Consider the following 18700-nt stretch of genomic DNA (forward strand, 5'->3'; position numbering starts at 1 on the left):
GATGTGTCCCTCTTCGATCACCGCCGTACGGTAACACCATTACCGCTGGTGCCCGCCGGTCCCCGCGCCGACCAATTAGGCTTGTCCGATGGCTGTACGCACTGCTCTGAGCCCCGGTGACCTCTCGCCGACACTGCCGGTCCCGGCCGCGATCCCGCGGCCGGAGTACGCGTGGAAGCCGACCGTGCGCGAGGGCGACGAACCGTGGGTGCAGACCCCCGAGGTAATCGAGAAGATGCGCGTCGCCGGACGCATCGCGGCGAACGCGCTTGCCGAGGCGGGCAGGGCGGTCGCGCCCGGCGTCACCACCGACGCGCTGGACCGCATCGCGCATGAGTACATGGTCGACCATGGCGCCTACCCGTCGACGTTGGGCTACAAGGGTTTTCCGAAGTCCTGCTGCACGTCGCTCAACGAGGTCATCTGCCACGGCATCCCGGACTCGACGGTGATCTCCGACGGCGACGTCGTCAACATCGACGTCACCGCGTACATAGACGGAGTGCACGGCGACACCAACGCCACGTTCCTGGCCGGCGACGTGTCCGAGGAGCACCGGCTGCTCGTCGAGCGCACGCACGAGGCCACGATGCGCGCCATCAAGGCCGTCAAGCCGGGGCGCGCCCTCTCGGTCGTCGGCCGGGTCATCGAGGCCTACGCGAACAGGTTCGGCTACAACGTCGTTCGCGACTTCACCGGCCACGGAATCGGCACCACCTTCCACAACGGTCTGGTGGTCCTGCACTACGATTCTCCGGCCGACCGTCTCGCGTCTGAGACCATCCTCGAACCCGGGATGACCTTCACCATCGAGCCGATGATCAACCTGGGCGGACTGGACTACGAGATCTGGGACGACGGCTGGACCGTGGCGACCCGCGACAAGAAGTGGACGGCGCAGTTCGAGCACACCCTGGTCGTCACCGACGACGGAGCCGACGTCCTGACGCTGCCGGATAGTTGAGCGGCGCGCTGCTGGTCGCAGGCACCACGTCGGACGCGGGCAAGTCCATGGTGGTCGCCGGTCTGTGCCGGCTGCTGGCGCGCCGTGGGGTGCGGGTCGCGCCGTTCAAGGCGCAGAACATGTCGAACAACTCGGCGGTCACCGCCGACGGCGGCGAGATCGGCCGCGCCCAGGCGATGCAGGCGCGTGCGGCGGGTCTGGCGCCCAGCACGCGGTTCAATCCCGTCCTGCTCAAGCCCGGCTCCGACCGCACGTCGCAACTCGTCGTCCGGGGCAAGGTCACCGGGACGGTTCGGGCGGGAGACTACTTCCGGTACCGCGCGCACCTCGCCGAGATCGTGCTGGACGAGTTGACCTCCCTGCGAAGCGAATTCGACGTCGTCGTGTGCGAGGGCGCCGGATCGCCCGCCGAGATCAACCTGCGCGCAACCGATCTTGCCAACATGGGCTTGGCGCGTGCGGCGGATCTTCCCGTCGTCGTGGTCGGCGACATCGACAGGGGCGGACTCCTCGCGCACCTGTTCGGCACGGTCGCAGTCCTCGAACCCGACGACCAGAGACTGATCGCCGGCTTCCTGGTCAACAAGTTCCGCGGTGACCCCGCGCTGCTCGCGCCGGGTCTGGACCAGTTGCGCGACCTGACCGGGCGCCCCACCTACGGCGTGGTGCCGTACAGCGACGAACTGTGGCTCGACGCCGAGGACTCGTTGTCGGTCGACGTCCATCGCACGGTCGGCAGGCCCGGCGCGCCGCGCGGCACGGAATGGCTGACGGTGGCTGCGATCCGGCTGCCGCGGATCTCGAACACCACCGACGTCGAGGCGCTGGCGTGCGAACCCGGCGTGCTGGTGCGGTGGGTCGCCGACCCTGCCGACCTCGCCGACGTCGACGTCGTGGTGATCCCGGGGAGCAAGGCGACGGTGTCGGATCTGGGGTGGTTGCGCGAACGGGGTCTGGCCGACGGCATCGCCGCCCACGCCGCGTCCGGACGTGCCGTGCTGGGAGTGTGCGGTGGCTTCCAGATGCTGTGCCGCCGGATCGACGATCCCGTCGAGTCGGGCAGCGTCGACGTCGACGGCCTCGCGCTGCTGGACGCGGACATCGAGTTCGACGCGGAGAAGACGCTGCGGCACTGGGAGACCCCGTTGCACGGCTACGAGATCCACCACGGCAGGGTCGCGCGCAGCGGCGACGACGACTGGCTCGGGATCGGCATCCGGCGGGGCCGCGTCTACGGCACGCACTGGCACGGCCTGCTCGACAACGACGACGTCCGCCGGGCGTGGCTGGCCGACGCGGCGACGGCTGCCGGCCGGTACGGCTTCACCGTTGCCGGCGACGTCGACGTCCAGGCACGCCGCGACCGGCAACTGGACCTCACCGCAGACCTGCTCGAGCAGCACGTGGACGTCGAGGCCCTGCTCGGGCTCGCCCGGCAGGGGCCGCCGCGACGGCCGATCATCGCGTCGACGCTCCAGTAGCGTGGAACCGTGACCGGCCGTTCCCGGCGATCGAGTGCCCGCGTCGCCGCGCTGGTGACCGTGGCGGTGGTCGGCGGCGGCTGCGCTCCGCTGGTCGACGGCACCGTCGTCGGGGGCACCCCGAGTTGGCCCGGCGCACGGCTCGAGCGCGGCGTCCTGCGCGCCGAGGACTTCCCGCCCGGTGTCCGGTACGACCGCGCCGAGGCCGACCCCGGCAGGGCCGACGGCGCGGGCGCCCCGCCGCCGATGCTGTCGAAGCCGACCGGGTGCACCGATGGACTGACACGGGTCATCGCGGAATCGGCCGAGCGCGGACCCGGCAGCGCCATCGAGTACGTCGTCGGCTACGACGGCGCTCGGATCTCGATGACCGTGCTGTCGTGGCGCCTCGACATCGACGCGCTGGCCGCAGAGGCGCAGCGGTGTGCACGATTCGAGGCGTTCTTCGATTCGTCGTCGCCGGGAATTCCGATGACCACTGCGCGGTTGACCACCACGGGCGCCGACACGCTGGCGTACCAACAGACGATGCGACTGGGCAGCGCCGAGAGCAGCGTCTACTTCTGGTTCGGCAACGTCGGTTCGTCGGCCCTATTCGGCATCGCATTCCCGACGCCGAATCCCGACATCGCAGTCAAAGCCGAGTTGCCCCAAACGTTTATGGAGATCGCGGCTCGGCAGGCCGCACGCCTGAAGACCGGCTGAGTGTCGGGTTCCAAGGCGGTTGAAACCCGCACCCGGCATGATCATTGCCTGTAGCGTGGCCGGATGCCTTCGACCGTTCTCACCGTCGACGGGTTCGCCGCGACCGTCGACGTCTCAGGCCCCGAACAGGGGTCGGTGGTGGTGTTGCTCGGCGCCGCGCACCAGGGGCCGTCGGCCTACGACGGCGTGTGCCAACGCCTGCACACCGCGTCGCTGAAGACCATCGTGATCGGGCCGGACCCCAACCTCTCGGCGAAGTCGGTGATCGGCATCCTCGATGCGCTCGGCGTCCGGTGGGCGCTGCTCGTCGGTGACCGGGTGGGGGGCGAACTGGCGTGGGAGTTGGCCGCCACGCGTCTCGACCGCTTCATCGGATTGGTCGTGGTCGACCGCGGTCACCCGTGCGTGGCCGATCAGGCAGGAATCGTCCGCGACGCCGACTGCCCGCCCGTCGAGGTGAATACGACCGCGTTGGTCAGCTCACCGGCCGCTCGCGCGGTGGCCAGGGCCAGCCAGCGCTACGTGTACGGCGACTACCGCCTTGTCGAGTTGCTGGGCCGACGCAACGCCCAGGAATCCACGGCCCAGCTGGCGGCCGAGATCGTCATGCGGACGAGTACCTGGTGATCGCCGGCCGTCGGCTCAGCCGGCGTGCCGCGACCCCCTCGGCGAGCAGCAGCCAGAACCCCGACTTCGGCATCGCGACGGCCCCGACGGCGCCCATCGCGGTCATGCCGGTCGCGATCGGGCGGATGGCTCCGTCGCCGGCACCGCTGCGTCGCACGGCTGCACCCAACGTCATGAACGCCGCACCCGACATCAGGAACCACAGCGCCGTTTCCCGCCGGCCCCGCTCCGCCCCGTCCAGCCGCGAGTTCTCCACGGCGTCGACCAGGCCGTCGTGCACGAATCCGGCGAGCTGGCGGCGGTAGAGCCACGCTCCGATCAGGTTGTGGCCGATGCCGGTCGCGATGGTCGCAGCGCCGACGCGGTGCAGGTGGTTGGTGGTCATGGCACCCTCCGGGTCGATTCCATACGCGCCCGTATGGATTTCCATACGGTACCGTACGGACATGCCGCCGAGAAGCCCTTCTGGCACCGTGACGCGCGAGGATTGGGCCGCCGCGGCGCTGCGGGCGCTGCGAACCGGTGGGCCGTCGGCGGTCCGGGTGGAGGCGCTGGCCCGCACACTCGGGATCTCGAAGGGGTCCTTCTACTGGCACTTCACCGATCGCCGGGCATTGCTGGAGACGGCCATCGACGCCTGGGAGGCCGAGAGCACCGAGGCGATCATCGCCGAGTCCGAGCGCGGGGAGGGTGCGGCCGACAGACTCCGGCGCCTCCTCGCCCGCGTGGTGTCGACGTTCGACGGCACCGTGGCACCCGGTGAGCTGATGCTCTACCTCGAAGCCGGCGGCGAGGGCGTCACGGCGTCGGTCGAGCGCGTGGTCGCACGCCGCTTGGACTACGTCGCGGACCTACTCGTCGAACTGGGTCAGCCGGAGGCCGAGGCTCAGCGCCGGGCCGCGATGGCCATCACGCTGACCGTCGGCATCTACCAGTTGAGCATCGGGGCGCCCGGGCCGCTGGCACGACGGTCGTTGTCGGAGAACGCATTCGTCGACACGCTCTACGACGCGCTGACGCGGTGACGCGTCAGGGCCTGTCCAGCACGACCTCGTCACCGGTGTCGGTGAGTTCGACCTGCTTGATCGGACCGGTGAACCACTTCTTCACCGATGCGTGCCAGTAGATCCACAGCAGCAGCAGCACGCCGCCGACCAGTAGCGGCGTGTAGTTAACGTACTTCCACTCGAACGCGTCGCCCCAGGGCACGCCGCCCGAGGACGTCGGGAACATCGCGATGATCGAGGTGACGACGATCTCGATGACCGCGACCGGTGCCATCCACCTGTGGTGTCCGCGCAGGTTCCACTTGCCAACGGCGAAGTCGTCACCCATCCGCCAGCGCAGGAAGATCGGTACGGCGAAGCAGAGGTACAGGCCGACCACGCCGATCGACACCACCGCGAAGAACGCGACGGGCACCGGAGCGCCGTTGATGTCCACCTCGACGAGGGCGGGCAGCGTGATGACCATCGCGAGAACCGCCGTGACGATGACGCCGTTGGCCGGGATCTTGTTGCTGCTCACCTTCGACCACAGTTGGTGGCCGGGAACGGCGCGATCACGGCTGAAGGCGAACAGCATGCGTGACGAGCTGGTCTGGCACGCGGTGGTGCAGAAGAACTGGCCCGCTGTCGAGATCAACAGGATGATCGCCACCCACTGCGAGTCGAGGGCCTGGTTGAAGATGCCGACCACGGCGCCGCCGCCCGCCGACACCGCGTCGGAGTCGTTGACCGCGAACAGGAACGTCAGCAGCAGGATCCAGCCACCGATGGCCGAGTAGAAGATCGATCGCCAGATGCCCTTGGCTGCACCGTCGGCCGCGCTCTTGGTCTCCTCCGACAGGTGTGCCGAGGCGTCGTAGCCGGTGATCGTGTACTGCGTGAGGATCGCCGAGATGGGGAGCACGAACAGCAGGAACCCGATGCCCGAGGTCTCACCGCCGAACATGCCGCTGTTGTTGATGGTCTTGGCGAACACATCGCCGAAGCCTGCGTGCTGTTCGGGCAGCAGCCACAGGATGAGGATCACCGCGGAGGCGCCCGCGACGTGCCACCACACCGAGACGTTGTTGATGACGGCGAGCAGATGCGACGAGAAGATGTTGATCAGTGCCGATATCGTCAGGATGACGACGAACATGACGAAGGTCCTCGTCAAGCTGTAGCCGTTGAGCCACGTCTCGCTGAACGTGCCGAGCGTGAGGTCGAGGAACGTCGCGCAGCCGTAGGCGACGGACGCCAGGATCGCGATGAGCCCGATCAGGTTGAGCCAGCCGGTGTAGAAGCCGGCCTTCGGTCCGCCGAGTTTCGCTGCCCACCAGTAGATTCCACCGGACGTCGGGTAGGCCGAGACCAGTTCCGACATGCACAGCCCGATGATGAGGATGAACACCGAGACGATCGGCCAGCCCCAGGCGATGGCGGCGGGACCGCCGTTGTTCCAGCCCAGGCCGAACGAGGTGAAGCAGCCCGCCAGGATCGAGATGATCGAGAACGAGATGGCGAAGTTGCTGAACCCGGACCAGTTCCGGTTCAGCTCCTGGGCGTAGCCCAGCGAGGCGAGGTGTCGTTCGTCGTCGTCCAGTAGTTCGTGACCCTCTGGCACTGTCGTACTCCTTCTGGAGTTCCGAGCCCGGACTTGACGCCGCGCACTGCCTAGGGAGAATAGGACCGTATTGGTCTGCTGTCCTACCTTTGGGCATGTCAGTCGTGTAAATCTGTACTGGTCGACTCGGGTGCCCACGCATTCAATGGTCGACTTTCCGACATGTCCGACAGGGGAGAGCCAGTGACGCCCAAGAGCAGCAATACGCCCGGCATGTTGTCGCAAACCGAATTGGAACGCCTCGTCGCCGCTGGTGAGCTGGACACCGTGGTCGTGGGGTTCACCGACATGCAGGGCCGGTTGATCGGCAAACGCATCTCGTCGCGCCTGTTCGTCGACGACGTCGCGGCCCACGGCGCCGAGTGCTGCAACTACCTGCTCGCGGTCGACGTCGAGAACAACACCGTCGACGGCTACGCGATCTCGAGCTGGGAGACCGGTTACGGCGACATGGTGATGACGCCGGACTTCTCGACGCTGCGGCTGCTGCCATGGCTGCCCGGCACGGCGCTGGTCATGGCCGACCTGTCGTGGACCGACGGCAAGCCCGTCGACCAGGCACCCCGCACCATCCTGCGCACGCAGCTGGACCGGTTGACCGAACGCGGCATGGGCGCGGTCGCCGCAACCGAACTCGAGTTCATGGTGTTCGACGACTCCTACCGCGACGCCTGGAAGGCCGACTACCGCAATCTCACGGCCGCCACCGACTACAACATCGACTACGCGATGCTGGCGTCGACGCGGATGGAGCCGCTGCTGCGCGACATCCGCCTCGGCATGGAGGGCGCAGGCATGTACTGCGAGGGCGTCAAGGGCGAATGCAACCTGGGGCAGCAGGAGATCGGCTTCCGCTACGACGAGGCGCTGGTCACCTGCGACAACCACACCATCTACAAGAATGGTGCCAAGGAGATCGCCGACCAGCACGGCAAGAGCCTGACGTTCATGGCGAAGTTCGACGAGCGCGAGGGCAACAGCTGTCACGTCCACATCTCGTTCCGCGGGGAGGATGGCACCGCCGTGTTCGCCGACGAGAACGACGAACTCGGCATGTCGAAGATGTTCCGCAGCTTCATCGCGGGCCAGCTCGCCACGCTGCGCGAGTTCAGCCTCTTCTACGCGCCGAACATCAACTCCTACAAGCGCTTCGCCGACGGTAGCTTCGCGCCCACCGCCGTCGCGTGGGGCATGGACAACCGCACCTGCTCGCTGCGCGTCGTCGGTCACGGACCGGGCATGCGCATGGAATGTCGCGCGCCCGGTGGCGACGTCAACCAGTACCTCGCCGTCGCCGCGCTGATCGCCGGTGGTCTGCACGGCATCGACGAGGGTCTGGAACTGCCCGAGATGACGGTCGGCAACGCGTACACCTCGGGCGCCGAACGGCTTCCGACGACGCTGGCCGAGGCCGCCGACCTGCTCGACGGCTCGACCATCGCCCGCGCGGCCTTCGGTGACGCCGTGGTGGACCACTACCTGAACTACGCGCGCGTCGAACTGAAGGCGTACAACGCCGCCGTCACCGATTGGGAGAGGCGCCGTGGGTTCGAACGGCTCTGATGCTGGTTCTAAGTCGAGGCCCGTTACATCTCCCGGGTCGCTTCGCTCCTGCCCGCCGGTCCTCGGGCTGACCACCTATCTGCAGCAGGCTCAGACCGGTGTGTGGGACGTGCGGGCGAGCTTCCTGCCCGCCATCTACGTCGAGGGCGTCACGCAGGCGGGTGGCATCGCGACACTGTTGCCGCCGCAGCCGGTGGATGCCGGCATCGTCGACCGGGTGCTCGACGGGCTAGACGGGCTGATCGTGACGGGCGGCCGCGACGTGTCGCCTGCGAGCTACGGCCAGCAGCCGCACCCGAGTACCGACCAACCCGCCGACGACCGCGACGCGTGGGAGTTCGCGCTGCTGCGCGCCGCGTTGGCACGGCGGCTGCCGGTGCTCGGAATCTGCCGCGGCGCGCAGGTCTTGAACGTCGCCCTCGGCGGCACGCTGCACCAGCACCTGCCCGACGTGCTCGGCCACGGCAGACACCAGGTGGGCAACGCCGTCTTCACGACGACCGCCGTCCGCACCGTGCCCGGCACGCGGCTGGCGAGCCTGATCGGCGAGTCCTCCGACGCGCAGTGCTACCACCACCAGGCCATCGACCGCCTGGGTGACGGCCTGATCGTTGCCGCGCGCGACGCAGACGACGGCGTCATCGAGGCCGTCGAGGTGGATCCGCGGGCGCACCCCGACAGCTGGGTCCTCGCCGTGCAGTGGCATCCCGAGGAACGCCTCGACGACCTGCGGCTGTTCGCCGCCGTGGTCGCGGCGGCCGCGCACTACTCGCCGAACGCTTCCCGACACGAACCGGTACACACAGGAGAAAGGGTCTGATGACGAGCAGCACGCTGATCAATCCGGCGACCGAGGAGGTGTTGCGCAGCGTCGAGCAGCTCGACGTCGACGCCGTCGACGACGCCGTGGCGCGCGCCAAGGTCGCCCAGAAGCGGTGGGCCAAGGCGGCTCCCGCCGAGCGTGCGGCCGGTCTACGGGCCTTCGCGGCCGTCGTCGACGCCCACGTCGACGAGCTGGCCGCCCTCGAGGTGGCCAACTCGGGGCACCCGATCGGCAACGCCGAGTGGGAGGCCGGTCACGTCCGCGACGTCCTCCAGTTCTACTCCGCGAGCCCGGAACGCATGGCGGGCAAGCAGATTCCCGTCGCCGGCGGCCTCGACGTGACGTTCCACGAACCGCTCGGCGTGGTCGGGGTCATCACCCCGTGGAACTTCCCGATGACCATCGCCTCCTGGGGCTTCGCGCCCGCGCTCGCGGCGGGCAACGCCGTGGTGATCAAACCGGCCGAGTGGACTCCGCTGACCACGATCCGGCTCGGCGAACTCGCGGTGGAGGCGGGCCTCGATCCCGATCTGTTCCAGGTGCTGCCCGGCCGCGGGTCGGTCGTCGGCGAACGCTTCGTCACCCATCCGGACGTCCGAAAGGTCGTGTTCACCGGTTCGACCGAGGTCGGCACACGGGTGATGGCAGGCGCCGCGGCCCAGGTCAAGCGCGTGACCCTGGAACTCGGCGGCAAGAGCGCCAACATCGTGTTCGACGACTGCGACCTAGAGAAGGCCGCGGCCACCGCTCCGTACGGCGTATTCGACAACGCCGGTCAGGACTGCTGTGCCCGCAGCCGTATCCTGGTGCAGCGCAACGTCTTCGACCGGTTCATGGAGTTGCTCGAGCCCGCCGTCGCGGGCGTCGCGGTCGGCGACCCCACCGACAGGGGCACCGAGATGGGCCCGCTGGTCTCCAAGCCGCACTGGGAGTCGGTGCGCGCCTACGTGCCCGACGACGCGCCGGTGGCGTTCCGTGGGTCGGCGCCCCAGGGCCCCGGCTACTGGTTCGCGCCGACGGTGCTGACGCCGCAGCGCACCGACCGCACCGTCACCGAGGAGATCTTCGGACCCGTCGTGGCAGTGCTTCCCTTCGATGACGAGGCCGACGCCATCGACCTGGCCAACGACAGCCCCTACGGCCTGTCGGGATCGATCTGGACCGACAACCTGTCGCGTGCGATGCGGGTCTCGCGCGCCGTCGAGGCGGGAAACCTGAGTGTGAACTCGCACTCGTCGGTGCGCTACAACACCCCATTCGGCGGCTTCAAGCAGTCGGGGCTGGGCCGCGAACTGGGACCCGACGCGCCGCTGCACTTCACCGAGACCAAGAACGTCTTCTACGCAGTATCGGAGGAAAGCTAGACATGGACCTGACCAAGCGATTGGCCGGCAAGGTCGCCGTCATCACCGGCGGCGCCAGCGGCATCGGTCTGGCCACCGCCAAGCGGATGCGCGCGGAGGGCGCCATCATCGTGATCGGTGACATCGACCCGGCGACCGGAAAGACCGTCGCCGACGACCTCAACGGCACCTTCGTCCAGGTCGACGTCTCCGATCAGGTGGCCGTCGACACGCTGTTCGACACCGCCGCAGAGACCCACGGCTCGGTCGACATCGCCTTCAACAATGCGGGCATCAGCCCGCCGGAGGACGATCTCATCGAGAATACCGGCATCGAGGCGTGGGACCGGGTCCAGGACATCAACCTCAAGTCGGTCTTCTTCTGCTGCAAGGCGGCGCTGCGACACATGGTGCCCCAGCAGCGCGGCTCGATCGTCAACACGGCGTCGTTCGTCGCGGTGATGGGGTCGGCGACGTCGCAGATCTCCTACACCGCGTCCAAGGGTGGCGTGCTGGCGATGTCGCGGGAACTGGGCGTCCAGTACGCGCGTCAGGGCATCCGGGTCAACGCACTGTGCCCCGGCCCGGTCAACACCCCGCTACTGCAGGAGCTGTTCGCGAAGGATCCCGAGCGGGCGGCCCGCAGGCTCGTGCACGTGCCGGTCGGGCGGTTCGCCGAACCCGAGGAGCTGGCTGCGGCGGTCGCGTTCCTGGCCAGCGACGACGCATCGTTCATCACCGCATCGAGCTTCCTGGTCGACGGCGGCATCAGCGGCCACTACGTGACACCGCTGTAAGGGACGACGATCCCATGACCGAGCCGCAGCCGACGCCCGAGCGGTCCGACGCGGAGGCGGCGGCTGCGACGCTGCTGCGTCCGGTGCGGCTCGGCAACGCCTTCGAGGACACCGTCGGGCGGCTGCTCGAGACGATCCGGCTCGGCGTGCTGGCACCGGGGGAGTCGCTGCCCCCGGAACGCGAACTCGCCACCCGGCTCGGCGTCAGCCGCGACACGGTCCGCGAGGCCATCAAGTCGCTCGCCGAGGCGGGCTACCTGGTGTCGCGGCGGGGACGGTACGGCGGCACGTTCCTGGCCGAGGAGCTCCCCACACCCAGCCCCGACGGCATCCGGTTCAGCCGCGCCGACATCGACGACGCGCTGCGCCTGCGCGAGATCCTCGAGGTGGGGGCGGCACGCATGGCGGCGGGTCGCACGCTGACTGCCGGTGACCGGGAGACGTTGTGGGGCAAGCTGTGTGACGTGCGCGCAGCGGCGCCGGAGGACTATCGACGGCTCGACTCGCGCCTGCACCTCGCGATCGCCGAGGCCGCGGGAACGCCGTCGCTGGTGCCCCTGGTCGCCGACAACCGGATGCGGCTCAACGAACTGCTCGACCAGATCCCGTTGCTGTCGTTGAACATCGCGCACTCCGACGAACAGCACGAGGCGATCGTGATGGCGATCCTGGCCGGCGACGCCCAGGCGGCGGCCGAGGTGATGACCGCCCACGTGTGGGGCTCCGCTGCACTGCTGCACGGATTCCTGGACTAGCCGTACCGACCGACGTGGGCCCGCGGGGCTACATTGAAGTGGTGGACGATCACTCGGTCGAACGGGCGTCGTCGGCGCTGGCCGACGTCGACACCCCGGGGTGGTCACGGCGTTTCGACCTGCTGTCCGACTCCCATCGGCTGGAGATCCTGCTCGGTCTGCACCGAGCGCCCGGCATCTGCGTGAGCGATCTGGCCGCCGCCCTGGGCCGCTCGGAGAACGCCGTGTCCCAGGCGCTTCGGGTGCTGCGCGGCCAGGGCTGGGTGACCAGCACCAGGGTGGGACGCTCGGTCAGCTACCGGCTCGAGGACGAGACCGTGCACGATCTGCTGCACTGGATCGGCGCCCGGCACGGCTGATCGGCGGACCCGGTACCAGTAGTGCGAAAACGCGCCGCGCTTGTTCGGCGTGCGCAACAGTCGATTCATGAGCACGGTGAACGATGCGAATACTGGGACGGCGAATGCCGACGACGCCGACCGGACGCTGAAGGCCAAGCACCGGGCGCTGTGGGCGTCCGGAGACTACCCCGCGGTCGCGGCGGAACTCATCCCGGCCCTCGGCCCGGAACTGGTGCGGGCGTGCGGTGTCGAATCCGGTGACCGGGTGCTCGACGTCGCGGCGGGGTCGGGCAACGCGGCCATCCCGGCGGCTGCCGCCGGCGCCGTGGTCACCGCGAGCGATCTGACCCCGGAACTGTTCGAACCGGGGCGCCGCATCGCGGCCTCCCACGGTGTCGAACTGGAGTGGGTGGAAGCCGATGCCGAGGCGATGCCGTTCGGCGACGACGCGTTCGACGTCGTGATGTCCTGTGTCGGTGCAATGTTCGCGCCGCACCATCGGGCGACGGCTGACGAATTGGTCCGGGTGTGCCGGCCGGGCGGCACCATCGGGATGATCAACTGGACGCCGCTGGGGTTCATCGGTCAGTTGTTCGCCACGATCAAGCCGTATGCGCCGCCACCGCCGCCCGGGGCGAGTCCGCCGCCGTCGTGGGGCGACGAAGACCACGTGCGAGAACTGTTCGGCGATCGCGTCTCGGACCTGACGACGAGGCGTCAGACGGTCACGCTCGACCACTGCGTCGACCCCGAGGAGTTCCGGGAGTACTGGAAGCGCAACTACGGACCGACCATCGCGGCGTACCGATTCAACGCCGAGGATCCCGAGCGGGTCGCCGCGCTCGACCGCGACTTCCTGCGGTTCCTCACCGACTGGCACCGCGAGGACGGCACGTGGGAGGCCGAATACCTGGTGGTGACCGCGACCAAGCGCTGATCGCGGGCCCGCCCCGGCATCAGGACATCTGTTCACGTGGACAGATGTCCAAACGGCGGCTTAGGCTCCCGAGATGAGTGTCGAGTCCTCCTCAGCGGCGGCACCGGTCGTCCGCGCGGCCAGCTTCGACCGAGCCGACTGGACCTCGATCGCCACGATCTCCGCGATCGTCGTCGCGCTGCACGGCTTCGGCTGGGGCGTCCTGGTCTTCGGCGTCGCACCGCAGCACATCACCCTCGGGTCGGCAGGGGTGTTCGGGATCGGGCTGGGCGTGACGGCCTACCTGCTGGGGGTGCGGCACGCCTTCGACGCCGACCACATCGCGGTGATCGACAACACCACCCGCAAACTCGTCGGCGAGGGCAAGCGGTCGGTCTCAGCGGGTTTCTGGTTCTCCCTTGGCCATTCCAGCGTCGTGTTCGGCCTGGCCCTGCTGCTCGCGCTCGGCGTCCGCGCCCTTGCCGGGCCGGTGCAGGACGAGGGTTCGCCGATGCTGCAGACGCTCGGGTTGATCGGCTCGGTGGTCGCCGGAACGTTCCTCATCCTGGTCGGCCTGAGCAACCTGTTCGCGGTCGTCGGCATCGCAAAGGTCCTGCGGCGCATGCGCTCCGGGGACTTCGACGAGGCCGAACTGGAACGCCACCTCGAGAACCGCGGCTTCCTGGCACGGCTCCTCGGCCGGGTGATGCGACGGGTGAACAAGCCGTGGCACCTCTATCCGGTCGGCCTCCTGATGGGCCTGGGCTTCGACACCGCGACGCAGGTCGCGCTGCTGGTGCTCGCGGCGGGCGCAGCCGCATTCACACTGCCGTGGTACGCGATCCTCGTGCTCCCGGTCCTCTTCGCCGCCGGGATGAGCCTGTTCGACGCGCTGGACGGCATCTTCATGTCCCGCGCCTACGGCTGGGCCTTCCTCGAGCCCGTGCGCAAGGTCTACTACAACCTCACGGTCACCGTGCTGTCGGTCTTCGTCGCGCTCGTCATCGGCGTGATCGTGCTCGCCGGTCTGCTCGCCGACCGCCTCGGCCTCGAGACCGGCCCGTTGGCGGCGATCGGGTCTGCGGACCTCGAGTCGGTCGGCTTCATGATCGTCGGGATGTTCGTCGTGTCGTGGCTGATCGCGCTGCTGTTCTGGAAGTTCGGTCGCGTCGAGGAACGCTGGAGCCCGCCGGTCTCCTAGACGATCCCCAGCAGCGCGTTCTCGACGACCTCCGAGAGCGCGGGGTGAATCCAGTACTGACCCTTGGCCACCTCGGCCGCTGTCTGCCCGAGGCTCATGCCCTGGATCAGCGGCTGGATCAGGGTCGAGGCCTGATAACCCATGAGGTGCGCGCCGAGGATGGTGCCGGTCGCCCGGTCGCCGATCACCTTCGCCATGCCGACGGTGTCCTCCATGGCCCAGCCGTAGGCGGTGTCGCCGTACTTCTGCGTCTTCACCACGACGTCGTAGCCCTGCTCGCGCGCCTCGATCTCGGTGAGGCCGACCATGGCGATCTGCGGGTCGGTGAAGACCGCGGAGGGGACGAACCGGTGATCGCTCTGCGCCATCGCGGAGGTGTCGTCCCAGTCCTGCAGCAGGTTCTGCCGCACCACTCGCATCTCGTGGTTGGCCACGTGCTTGAGCTGCCAGGCCGACGACACGTCGCCGAGGGCGTAGATCCCGCGTGCGGTGGTGCGCTGGTATTCGTCGACGACCACCATGCCGCCCTCGGTGACCTTCACGCCGGCCAGGTGTGCGTCGAGCCGGTCGCCGTTGGGGATGCGTCCGGTCGCGACGAGCAGCAGGTCGGCCTCGAGTTCCTGGTCGTCGTCGAGGTGGAGCACCACGCGGTCGCCGTTCTGGTGGGAACCCACGACGTTCTCGTGGGTGCGCACGTCCCACTTGCGCATGGCGATGTCGGTGAAACCGTGGCAGATCGTGGGATCGCAGTGGGTGAGCATGCCGTCACCGCGCACGACGATCGTCACCCGCACGCCGAGAGCCGAGAAGACGTGCGCGAACTCCGCCGCGACGAAGCCGCCGCCGACGATCACCATGTGCTCCGGCAGTTCTGGGATCCGCATGATGGTGTCGCTGGTCTCGTAGTGCACGCCGCAGTCGATGATCGCCGGCGGAACGTTGATCCGGGAACCCGCGGCGAGCACCACCTGATCCGAGGTGAACTCCTCGCCCGCGTCGGTGTGCAGCGTGTAGCGGCCGTCCGGTTGGGTCGGTCCGAACCGCGTGTGGCTGCCGTAGACGTCGATGTTGGGCAGGGTGCGCTTGTACTGTTCGCCGCCCGCGGCGATCGGGTCGATGCGGCCGAAGACCCGGTCGACGATGTCGCGCCACCGGACGCCGTCGGTGTGCGCGTCGATGCCGTATCGCGAACTGCGCTCGACGATCTGGGCCACCTCGGCGGCGTAGACGAACATCTTGGTCGGGATGCAGCCGACGTTGAGGCACGTGCCGCCGAAGACGCCCTCCTCGCACAGCGCGATGCGCATCGATCCGTAGCGGGGATCGAAGCCGGCATCGGGAATGCTGTTGCCGGAACCGGATCCGATGATGGTCAGGTCGTAATGCTCCACGTGCGTCAGCCTCGTTCGGTTCGGGTGTTGGTGGGGGAGTCGTGCCCGGATCCCGATTCGGGCGCCGGTAGGAACCGGTCCAACCACAGGTCGAGTTCCCGGTAGGCCGCAGCGCGCGGCTCCGGCAGCGAGAGGAAGACGTCGTGCTTGGCGTCGACGATCGGTGCCACGGTCGTGTGGTTGCCGACGCACCCCGCCCACCGGGCGATCTGGGCGACGTCGAGAACCGCGTCGCCGCGCTGGATGCCGTCGGGGTCGAGTGCCTCGGGCACGCTGCGGTCGGACCGCAGGATCAGGTTGGGCACGCCGACGTCGAGCCCGCGGTGCAACCGTGCGTGCCCGCGGCGCACCGCGTTCAGCCAGCCGAACGTGACGGGAAATCCGCCCACCGGCTTCCAGTCCAGGTCGTAGTCGAACTCGCCGCCGTAGTCACGGTGCAGGGACGTGCCGTACCCGCCTGGCGTCGGCTTGCGGACGACCTGACGCTTGCGCACCCGGGCCAGCGCCAGCAGTGCCGCCGACGTGGGCGCGGCCCGCAGCACGGGAGGCCCGTGCAGGTCGAAGAACGGGCTGTTCAGGATAAGGCCGACGACGCCGGGCGCCTCGCTGCGCCGCCGCATCCGGTCGAGCCACAGCGTCGCGATCAGGCCACCGGCCGAGTGGCCGTACACGCACACCTGCGCCCCGCCGGTGTCCGACTCGACGAGGTCCAGCGCACGCACCAGCTCCTCGTCGTACCCGCCGAGATCGGTCGTGAAGTGCGGCGTCTGACCGGCACGCCGCGACCGCCCGCATTTGTGCAGGTCGAGCGCGTAGAAGGCGAAGCCGCGCGCGGCGAAGCGGTCGGCCAGTTCGGTGTGGAAGAAGTAGTCGGTGTAGCCGTGCAGTGCGAGTACCGCACGGGTAGCGCCACCGCCGTCGCCGCGGCGGACCAGGGTGGCCACCAGATCGCCCTCGCGGTCCGGGTCGGGACCGAGCGGGATGGTCTGCTGCCAGTAGCCGGGAAGCACGTCGGGTTCCCACGCAGCCGCGGACCGAGTCACGACGTCAACTGTAGGGCCGCCCGCGGCGACGGTGTGGTGAGGATCGCCTCGTGACGTAGTCGGCGAACGGTACCTGCGGCGACGAACGGGTACCCACCACCCGATAACCTGATGGACGGTAAGCCGTAAACGATGCGCGACCACGAAGGACCTGACAGGTGACTGAGCTCAAGACAGTGAAGACCGATGTCGTCCTGGTGGGCGCCGGCATCATGAGTGCCACCCTCGGGGCGCTGCTGCGCCTGCTGGAGCCCAACTGGTCGATCACGCTCGTCGAGCGACTCGACGGCGCCGCTGCCGAGAGCAGCGACCCGTGGAACAACGCGGGCACCGGCCACTCGGCGCTGTGCGAGCTGAACTACACCCCGCAGCGCTCCGACGGAACCGTCGACATCAGCAAGGCCGTACACGTCAACGAGCAGTTCCAGGTGTCGCGCCAGTTCTGGTCGTACGCCGTGGAGAACGGGGTGCTGCCGGACGTGCGCAGCTTCCTCAACCCGATTCCGCACGTGAGCTTCGTGCACGGCTCGGAGAACGCGAAGTACCTGCGCGCCAGGTACGACGCGCTGGTCACCAACCCGCTGTTCGCCACGATGGAGTACATCGACGACGAGGCCGAATTCGCCCGCAGGCTGCCGTTCATGGCCGCCAAGCGCAACTTCTCCGAGCCCGTCGCGCTGAACTGGACCCAGGACGGTACCGACGTCGACTTCGGTTCGCTGTCACGGCAATTGATCGGCTACACCGCCCAGCGCGGGATGACGACGTTGTTCGGGCACGACGTGCGTGACCTGCACAAGGAGTCCGACGGCTCCTGGACCGTGAAGGTCGTCAATCGGCGCAACGGCAACAAGCGGAAGATCAACGCGAAGTTCGTGTTCGTCGGCGCAGGCGGTGGCGCATTGCCGCTGCTGCAGAAGTCGGGCATCAAGGAGGCCAAGGGATTCGGCGGCTTCCCCGTCGGCGGCCAGTGGCTGCGCTCGGGCAACCCCGAACTCGCCGCGATGCACCAGGCCAAGGTGTACGGCGCCCCGCCGCTGGGCGCCCCGCCGATGTCGGTGCCCCACCTCGACACCCGCGTCATCAACGGGCGTTCCTACCTGCTGTTCGGGCCGTTCGCCGGGTGGTCGCCGAAGTTCCTCAAGCAGGGCAAGGTCACCGACCTGCCGCTGTCGGTCAAGCCGAACAACCTGGCCTCCATGCTCGGCGTCGGCCTGACCGAGGTGGGCCTGTTGAAGTACCTGATCGGGCAGCTGGCGCTGAGCGAGGCCGATCGCGTCGACGCGCTGCGCGAATTCGCGCCAAGCGCAGTGGATTCCGATTGGGAACTCGACATCGCCGGCCAGCGCGTCCAGGTGGTCCGTCGCAAGGGCGCCGGTGGCGTGCTCGAATTCGGTACCACGGTGCTCACGGCCCAGGACGGTTCGATCGCCGGACTGCTGGGCGCCTCGCCCGGTGCGTCCACCGCGGTGCCAGCCATGCTCGACGTCATGGAACGGTGCTTCCCGGAGCGGTTCACCGCGTGGCAGCCGAAGCTCAAGGAGATGGTGCCGTCGCTGGGCGTGGAGCTGTCGACCGAGCCCAAGCTGTTCGAGGAAGTGTGGGCCAGGGGCACCGAGATCCTGAAGCTGGACGAGCCGAAGGCGCAAGTCGCTGCCGCGCAGGCCGTCGCGTCAGCGTGACGGTCGCTTCGAAGCGCAGCTGGGCCAAGGACCTCGACGCCGCGACGCTCTACGAACTGCTCAAGCTCCGCGTCGAGGTGTTCGTCGTCGAGCAGGCCACGCCGTACCCGGAACTCGACGGGCGTGATCTGCTCGCCGAGACCCGGCACTTCTGGCTCGAGGACGGCGACGGCGTCGTCATCTCCACGCTGCGGCTGATGGAGGAGCATCCCGGCGGCGAGAAGGTGTTCCGCATCGGCCGGGTGTGCACCAAGCGGTCCGAGCGCGGCCACGGCCACACCAGCCGGCTCATGCAGGCGGCGCTGGCCGAGGTGGGCGACTATCCCTGCCACATCAACGCGCAGACCTACCTGGAGGAGATGTACGCCAAGCACGGTTTCGTGCGCGACGGCGACGAGTTCCTCGACGACGGCATACCTCACGTGCCCATGTTGCGCAGCGGCTTCCACGGTGGCTGA

At 68.6% G+C, this 18700-nt stretch carries 19 protein-coding genes; 15 read left to right on the forward strand and 4 right to left on the reverse strand.

Features of this window, described 5'->3' with window-relative positions; translation table 11 throughout:
• Positions 1-88 precede the first annotated feature (88 nt).
• The 4 genes from map to LOK44_RS29020 all read left to right on the forward strand — a co-directional run bounded on the left by map (position 89) and on the right by LOK44_RS29020 (position 3777).
• Positions 89-964, forward strand: coding sequence for a type I methionyl aminopeptidase (map, locus tag LOK44_RS29005; protein WP_237573539.1), 876 nt, complete (start codon positions 89-91; stop codon positions 962-964).
• Positions 961-2445 (forward strand): cobyric acid synthase, encoded by a 1485-nt coding sequence (locus tag LOK44_RS29010; protein ID WP_283817948.1) that lies wholly within the window; start codon positions 961-963, stop codon positions 2443-2445. Before map ends, LOK44_RS29010 begins: the two co-directional genes overlap by 4 nt.
• Before the next feature lie 9 nt (positions 2446-2454).
• Positions 2455-3150, forward strand: a complete 696-nt coding sequence (locus tag LOK44_RS29015) for a hypothetical protein (protein WP_372481334.1) — start codon at positions 2455-2457, stop codon at positions 3148-3150.
• A 63-nt stretch (positions 3151-3213) separates the two neighbouring features.
• Positions 3214-3777, forward strand: coding sequence for an alpha/beta fold hydrolase (locus tag LOK44_RS29020; protein WP_163918117.1), 564 nt, complete (start codon positions 3214-3216; stop codon positions 3775-3777).
• Here LOK44_RS29020 and LOK44_RS29025 read toward each other — a convergent pair.
• A complete protein-coding gene (locus LOK44_RS29025) occupies positions 3755-4162 on the reverse strand; it encodes a DUF6463 family protein (protein WP_237573540.1) in 408 nt (135 codons plus the stop codon). The genes LOK44_RS29020 and LOK44_RS29025 overlap by 23 nt on opposite strands.
• Positions 4163-4223: 61 nt before the next feature.
• Here LOK44_RS29025 and LOK44_RS29030 point away from each other — a divergent pair, with 61 nt between their 5' ends.
• Positions 4224-4802 carry a TetR/AcrR family transcriptional regulator gene (locus tag LOK44_RS29030; RefSeq protein WP_237573541.1) on the forward strand — a complete coding sequence of 193 codons (579 nt, stop codon included), beginning with the start codon at positions 4224-4226 and terminating at the stop codon, positions 4800-4802.
• A gap of 4 nt (positions 4803-4806) precedes the next feature.
• Here the strand turns inward: LOK44_RS29030 and LOK44_RS29035 are convergent, their stop codons facing one another.
• Positions 4807-6387 (reverse strand): amino acid permease, encoded by a 1581-nt coding sequence (locus tag LOK44_RS29035; protein WP_237573542.1) that lies wholly within the window; start codon positions 6385-6387, stop codon positions 4807-4809.
• A 213-nt stretch (positions 6388-6600) separates the two neighbouring features.
• On the opposite strand from LOK44_RS29035, the gene LOK44_RS29040 reads away from it, so the two are divergent.
• The 8 genes from LOK44_RS29040 (at position 6601) to nicT (ending at position 14126) form a co-directional block, all read left to right on the forward strand.
• Entirely contained in the window at positions 6601-7950 is a 1350-nt protein-coding gene (locus LOK44_RS29040; RefSeq protein WP_237573584.1) for a glutamine synthetase family protein, read from the forward strand.
• A complete protein-coding gene (locus tag LOK44_RS29045) occupies positions 7916-8770 on the forward strand; it encodes a gamma-glutamyl-gamma-aminobutyrate hydrolase family protein (RefSeq protein ID WP_372481336.1) in 855 nt (284 codons plus the stop codon). Before LOK44_RS29040 ends, LOK44_RS29045 begins: the two co-directional genes overlap by 35 nt.
• A complete protein-coding gene (locus tag LOK44_RS29050) occupies positions 8770-10137 on the forward strand; it encodes an aldehyde dehydrogenase family protein (protein ID WP_237573543.1) in 1368 nt (455 codons plus the stop codon). Before LOK44_RS29045 ends, LOK44_RS29050 begins: the two co-directional genes overlap by 1 nt.
• A 2-nt stretch (positions 10138-10139) precedes the next feature.
• Positions 10140-10913, forward strand: a complete 774-nt coding sequence (locus LOK44_RS29055) for a 3-oxoacyl-ACP reductase (protein WP_237573545.1) — start codon at positions 10140-10142, stop codon at positions 10911-10913.
• A gap of 14 nt (positions 10914-10927) precedes the next feature.
• Positions 10928-11668 (forward strand): FadR/GntR family transcriptional regulator, encoded by a 741-nt coding sequence (locus LOK44_RS29060; protein ID WP_237573546.1) that lies wholly within the window; start codon positions 10928-10930, stop codon positions 11666-11668.
• 32 nt (positions 11669-11700) lie between these two features.
• On the forward strand, positions 11701-12027 hold the full coding sequence (locus tag LOK44_RS29065) for an ArsR/SmtB family transcription factor (RefSeq protein ID WP_372481337.1): 327 nt from the start codon (positions 11701-11703) through the stop codon (positions 12025-12027).
• Between the two features lie 67 nt (positions 12028-12094).
• The gene (locus tag LOK44_RS29070) at positions 12095-12946 is read left to right on the forward strand and encodes a class I SAM-dependent methyltransferase (protein WP_237573548.1); all 852 of its coding nucleotides are present in this window, start codon (positions 12095-12097) and stop codon (positions 12944-12946) included.
• 73 nt (positions 12947-13019) lie between these two features.
• Positions 13020-14126, forward strand: a complete 1107-nt coding sequence (gene nicT / locus LOK44_RS29075) for a Nickel transporter NicT (RefSeq protein WP_237573549.1) — start codon at positions 13020-13022, stop codon at positions 14124-14126.
• On the opposite strand, the gene mtr is transcribed toward nicT, so the two are convergent.
• Positions 14123-15517 (reverse strand): mycothione reductase, encoded by a 1395-nt coding sequence (gene mtr, locus LOK44_RS29080; RefSeq protein WP_237573550.1) that lies wholly within the window; start codon positions 15515-15517, stop codon positions 14123-14125. The two genes, nicT and mtr, sit on opposite strands and share 4 nt — an antisense overlap.
• Positions 15518-15522: 5 nt before the next feature.
• Complete coding sequence (locus tag LOK44_RS29085; RefSeq protein WP_237573551.1) at positions 15523-16560, reverse strand: alpha/beta hydrolase; 1038 nt, start codon at positions 16558-16560, stop codon at positions 15523-15525.
• Positions 16561-16718: 158 nt separating this feature from the next.
• Here LOK44_RS29085 and mqo point away from each other — a divergent pair, with 158 nt between their 5' ends.
• Positions 16719-18242, forward strand: a complete 1524-nt coding sequence (mqo, locus tag LOK44_RS29090) for a malate dehydrogenase (quinone) (RefSeq protein ID WP_308192824.1) — start codon at positions 16719-16721, stop codon at positions 18240-18242.
• Positions 18239-18700 carry a GNAT family N-acetyltransferase gene (locus LOK44_RS29095; protein ID WP_237573552.1) on the forward strand — a complete coding sequence of 154 codons (462 nt, stop codon included), beginning with the start codon at positions 18239-18241 and terminating at the stop codon, positions 18698-18700. The genes mqo and LOK44_RS29095 overlap by 4 nt, the downstream gene beginning before the upstream one ends.

The sequence above is a fragment of the Mycolicibacterium lacusdiani genome (assembly GCF_021916785.1).
In the GTDB taxonomy this organism is placed as follows: Bacteria; Actinomycetota; Actinomycetes; order Mycobacteriales; family Mycobacteriaceae; genus Mycobacterium; species Mycobacterium lacusdiani.

Coding starts and splice junctions, on each gene's coding strand:
- LOK44_RS29055 (WP_237573545.1), top strand. CDS start 10,140: ATGGACCTGACCAAGCGATTGGCCGGCAAGGTCGCCGTCATCACCGGC.
- LOK44_RS29070 (WP_237573548.1), top strand. CDS start 12,095: ATGAGCACGGTGAACGATGCGAATACTGGGACGGCGAATGCCGACGAC.
- LOK44_RS29030 (WP_237573541.1), top strand. CDS start 4,224: ATGCCGCCGAGAAGCCCTTCTGGCACCGTGACGCGCGAGGATTGGGCC.
- LOK44_RS29050 (WP_237573543.1), top strand. CDS start 8,770: ATGACGAGCAGCACGCTGATCAATCCGGCGACCGAGGAGGTGTTGCGC.
- LOK44_RS29020 (WP_163918117.1), top strand. CDS start 3,214: ATGCCTTCGACCGTTCTCACCGTCGACGGGTTCGCCGCGACCGTCGAC.
- LOK44_RS29060 (WP_237573546.1), top strand. CDS start 10,928: ATGACCGAGCCGCAGCCGACGCCCGAGCGGTCCGACGCGGAGGCGGCG.
- nicT (WP_237573549.1), top strand. CDS start 13,020: ATGAGTGTCGAGTCCTCCTCAGCGGCGGCACCGGTCGTCCGCGCGGCC.
- LOK44_RS29040 (WP_237573584.1), top strand. CDS start 6,601: ATGTTGTCGCAAACCGAATTGGAACGCCTCGTCGCCGCTGGTGAGCTG.
- LOK44_RS29025 (WP_237573540.1), bottom strand. CDS start 4,162: ATGACCACCAACCACCTGCACCGCGTCGGCGCTGCGACCATCGCGACC.
- map (WP_237573539.1), top strand. CDS start 89: ATGGCTGTACGCACTGCTCTGAGCCCCGGTGACCTCTCGCCGACACTG.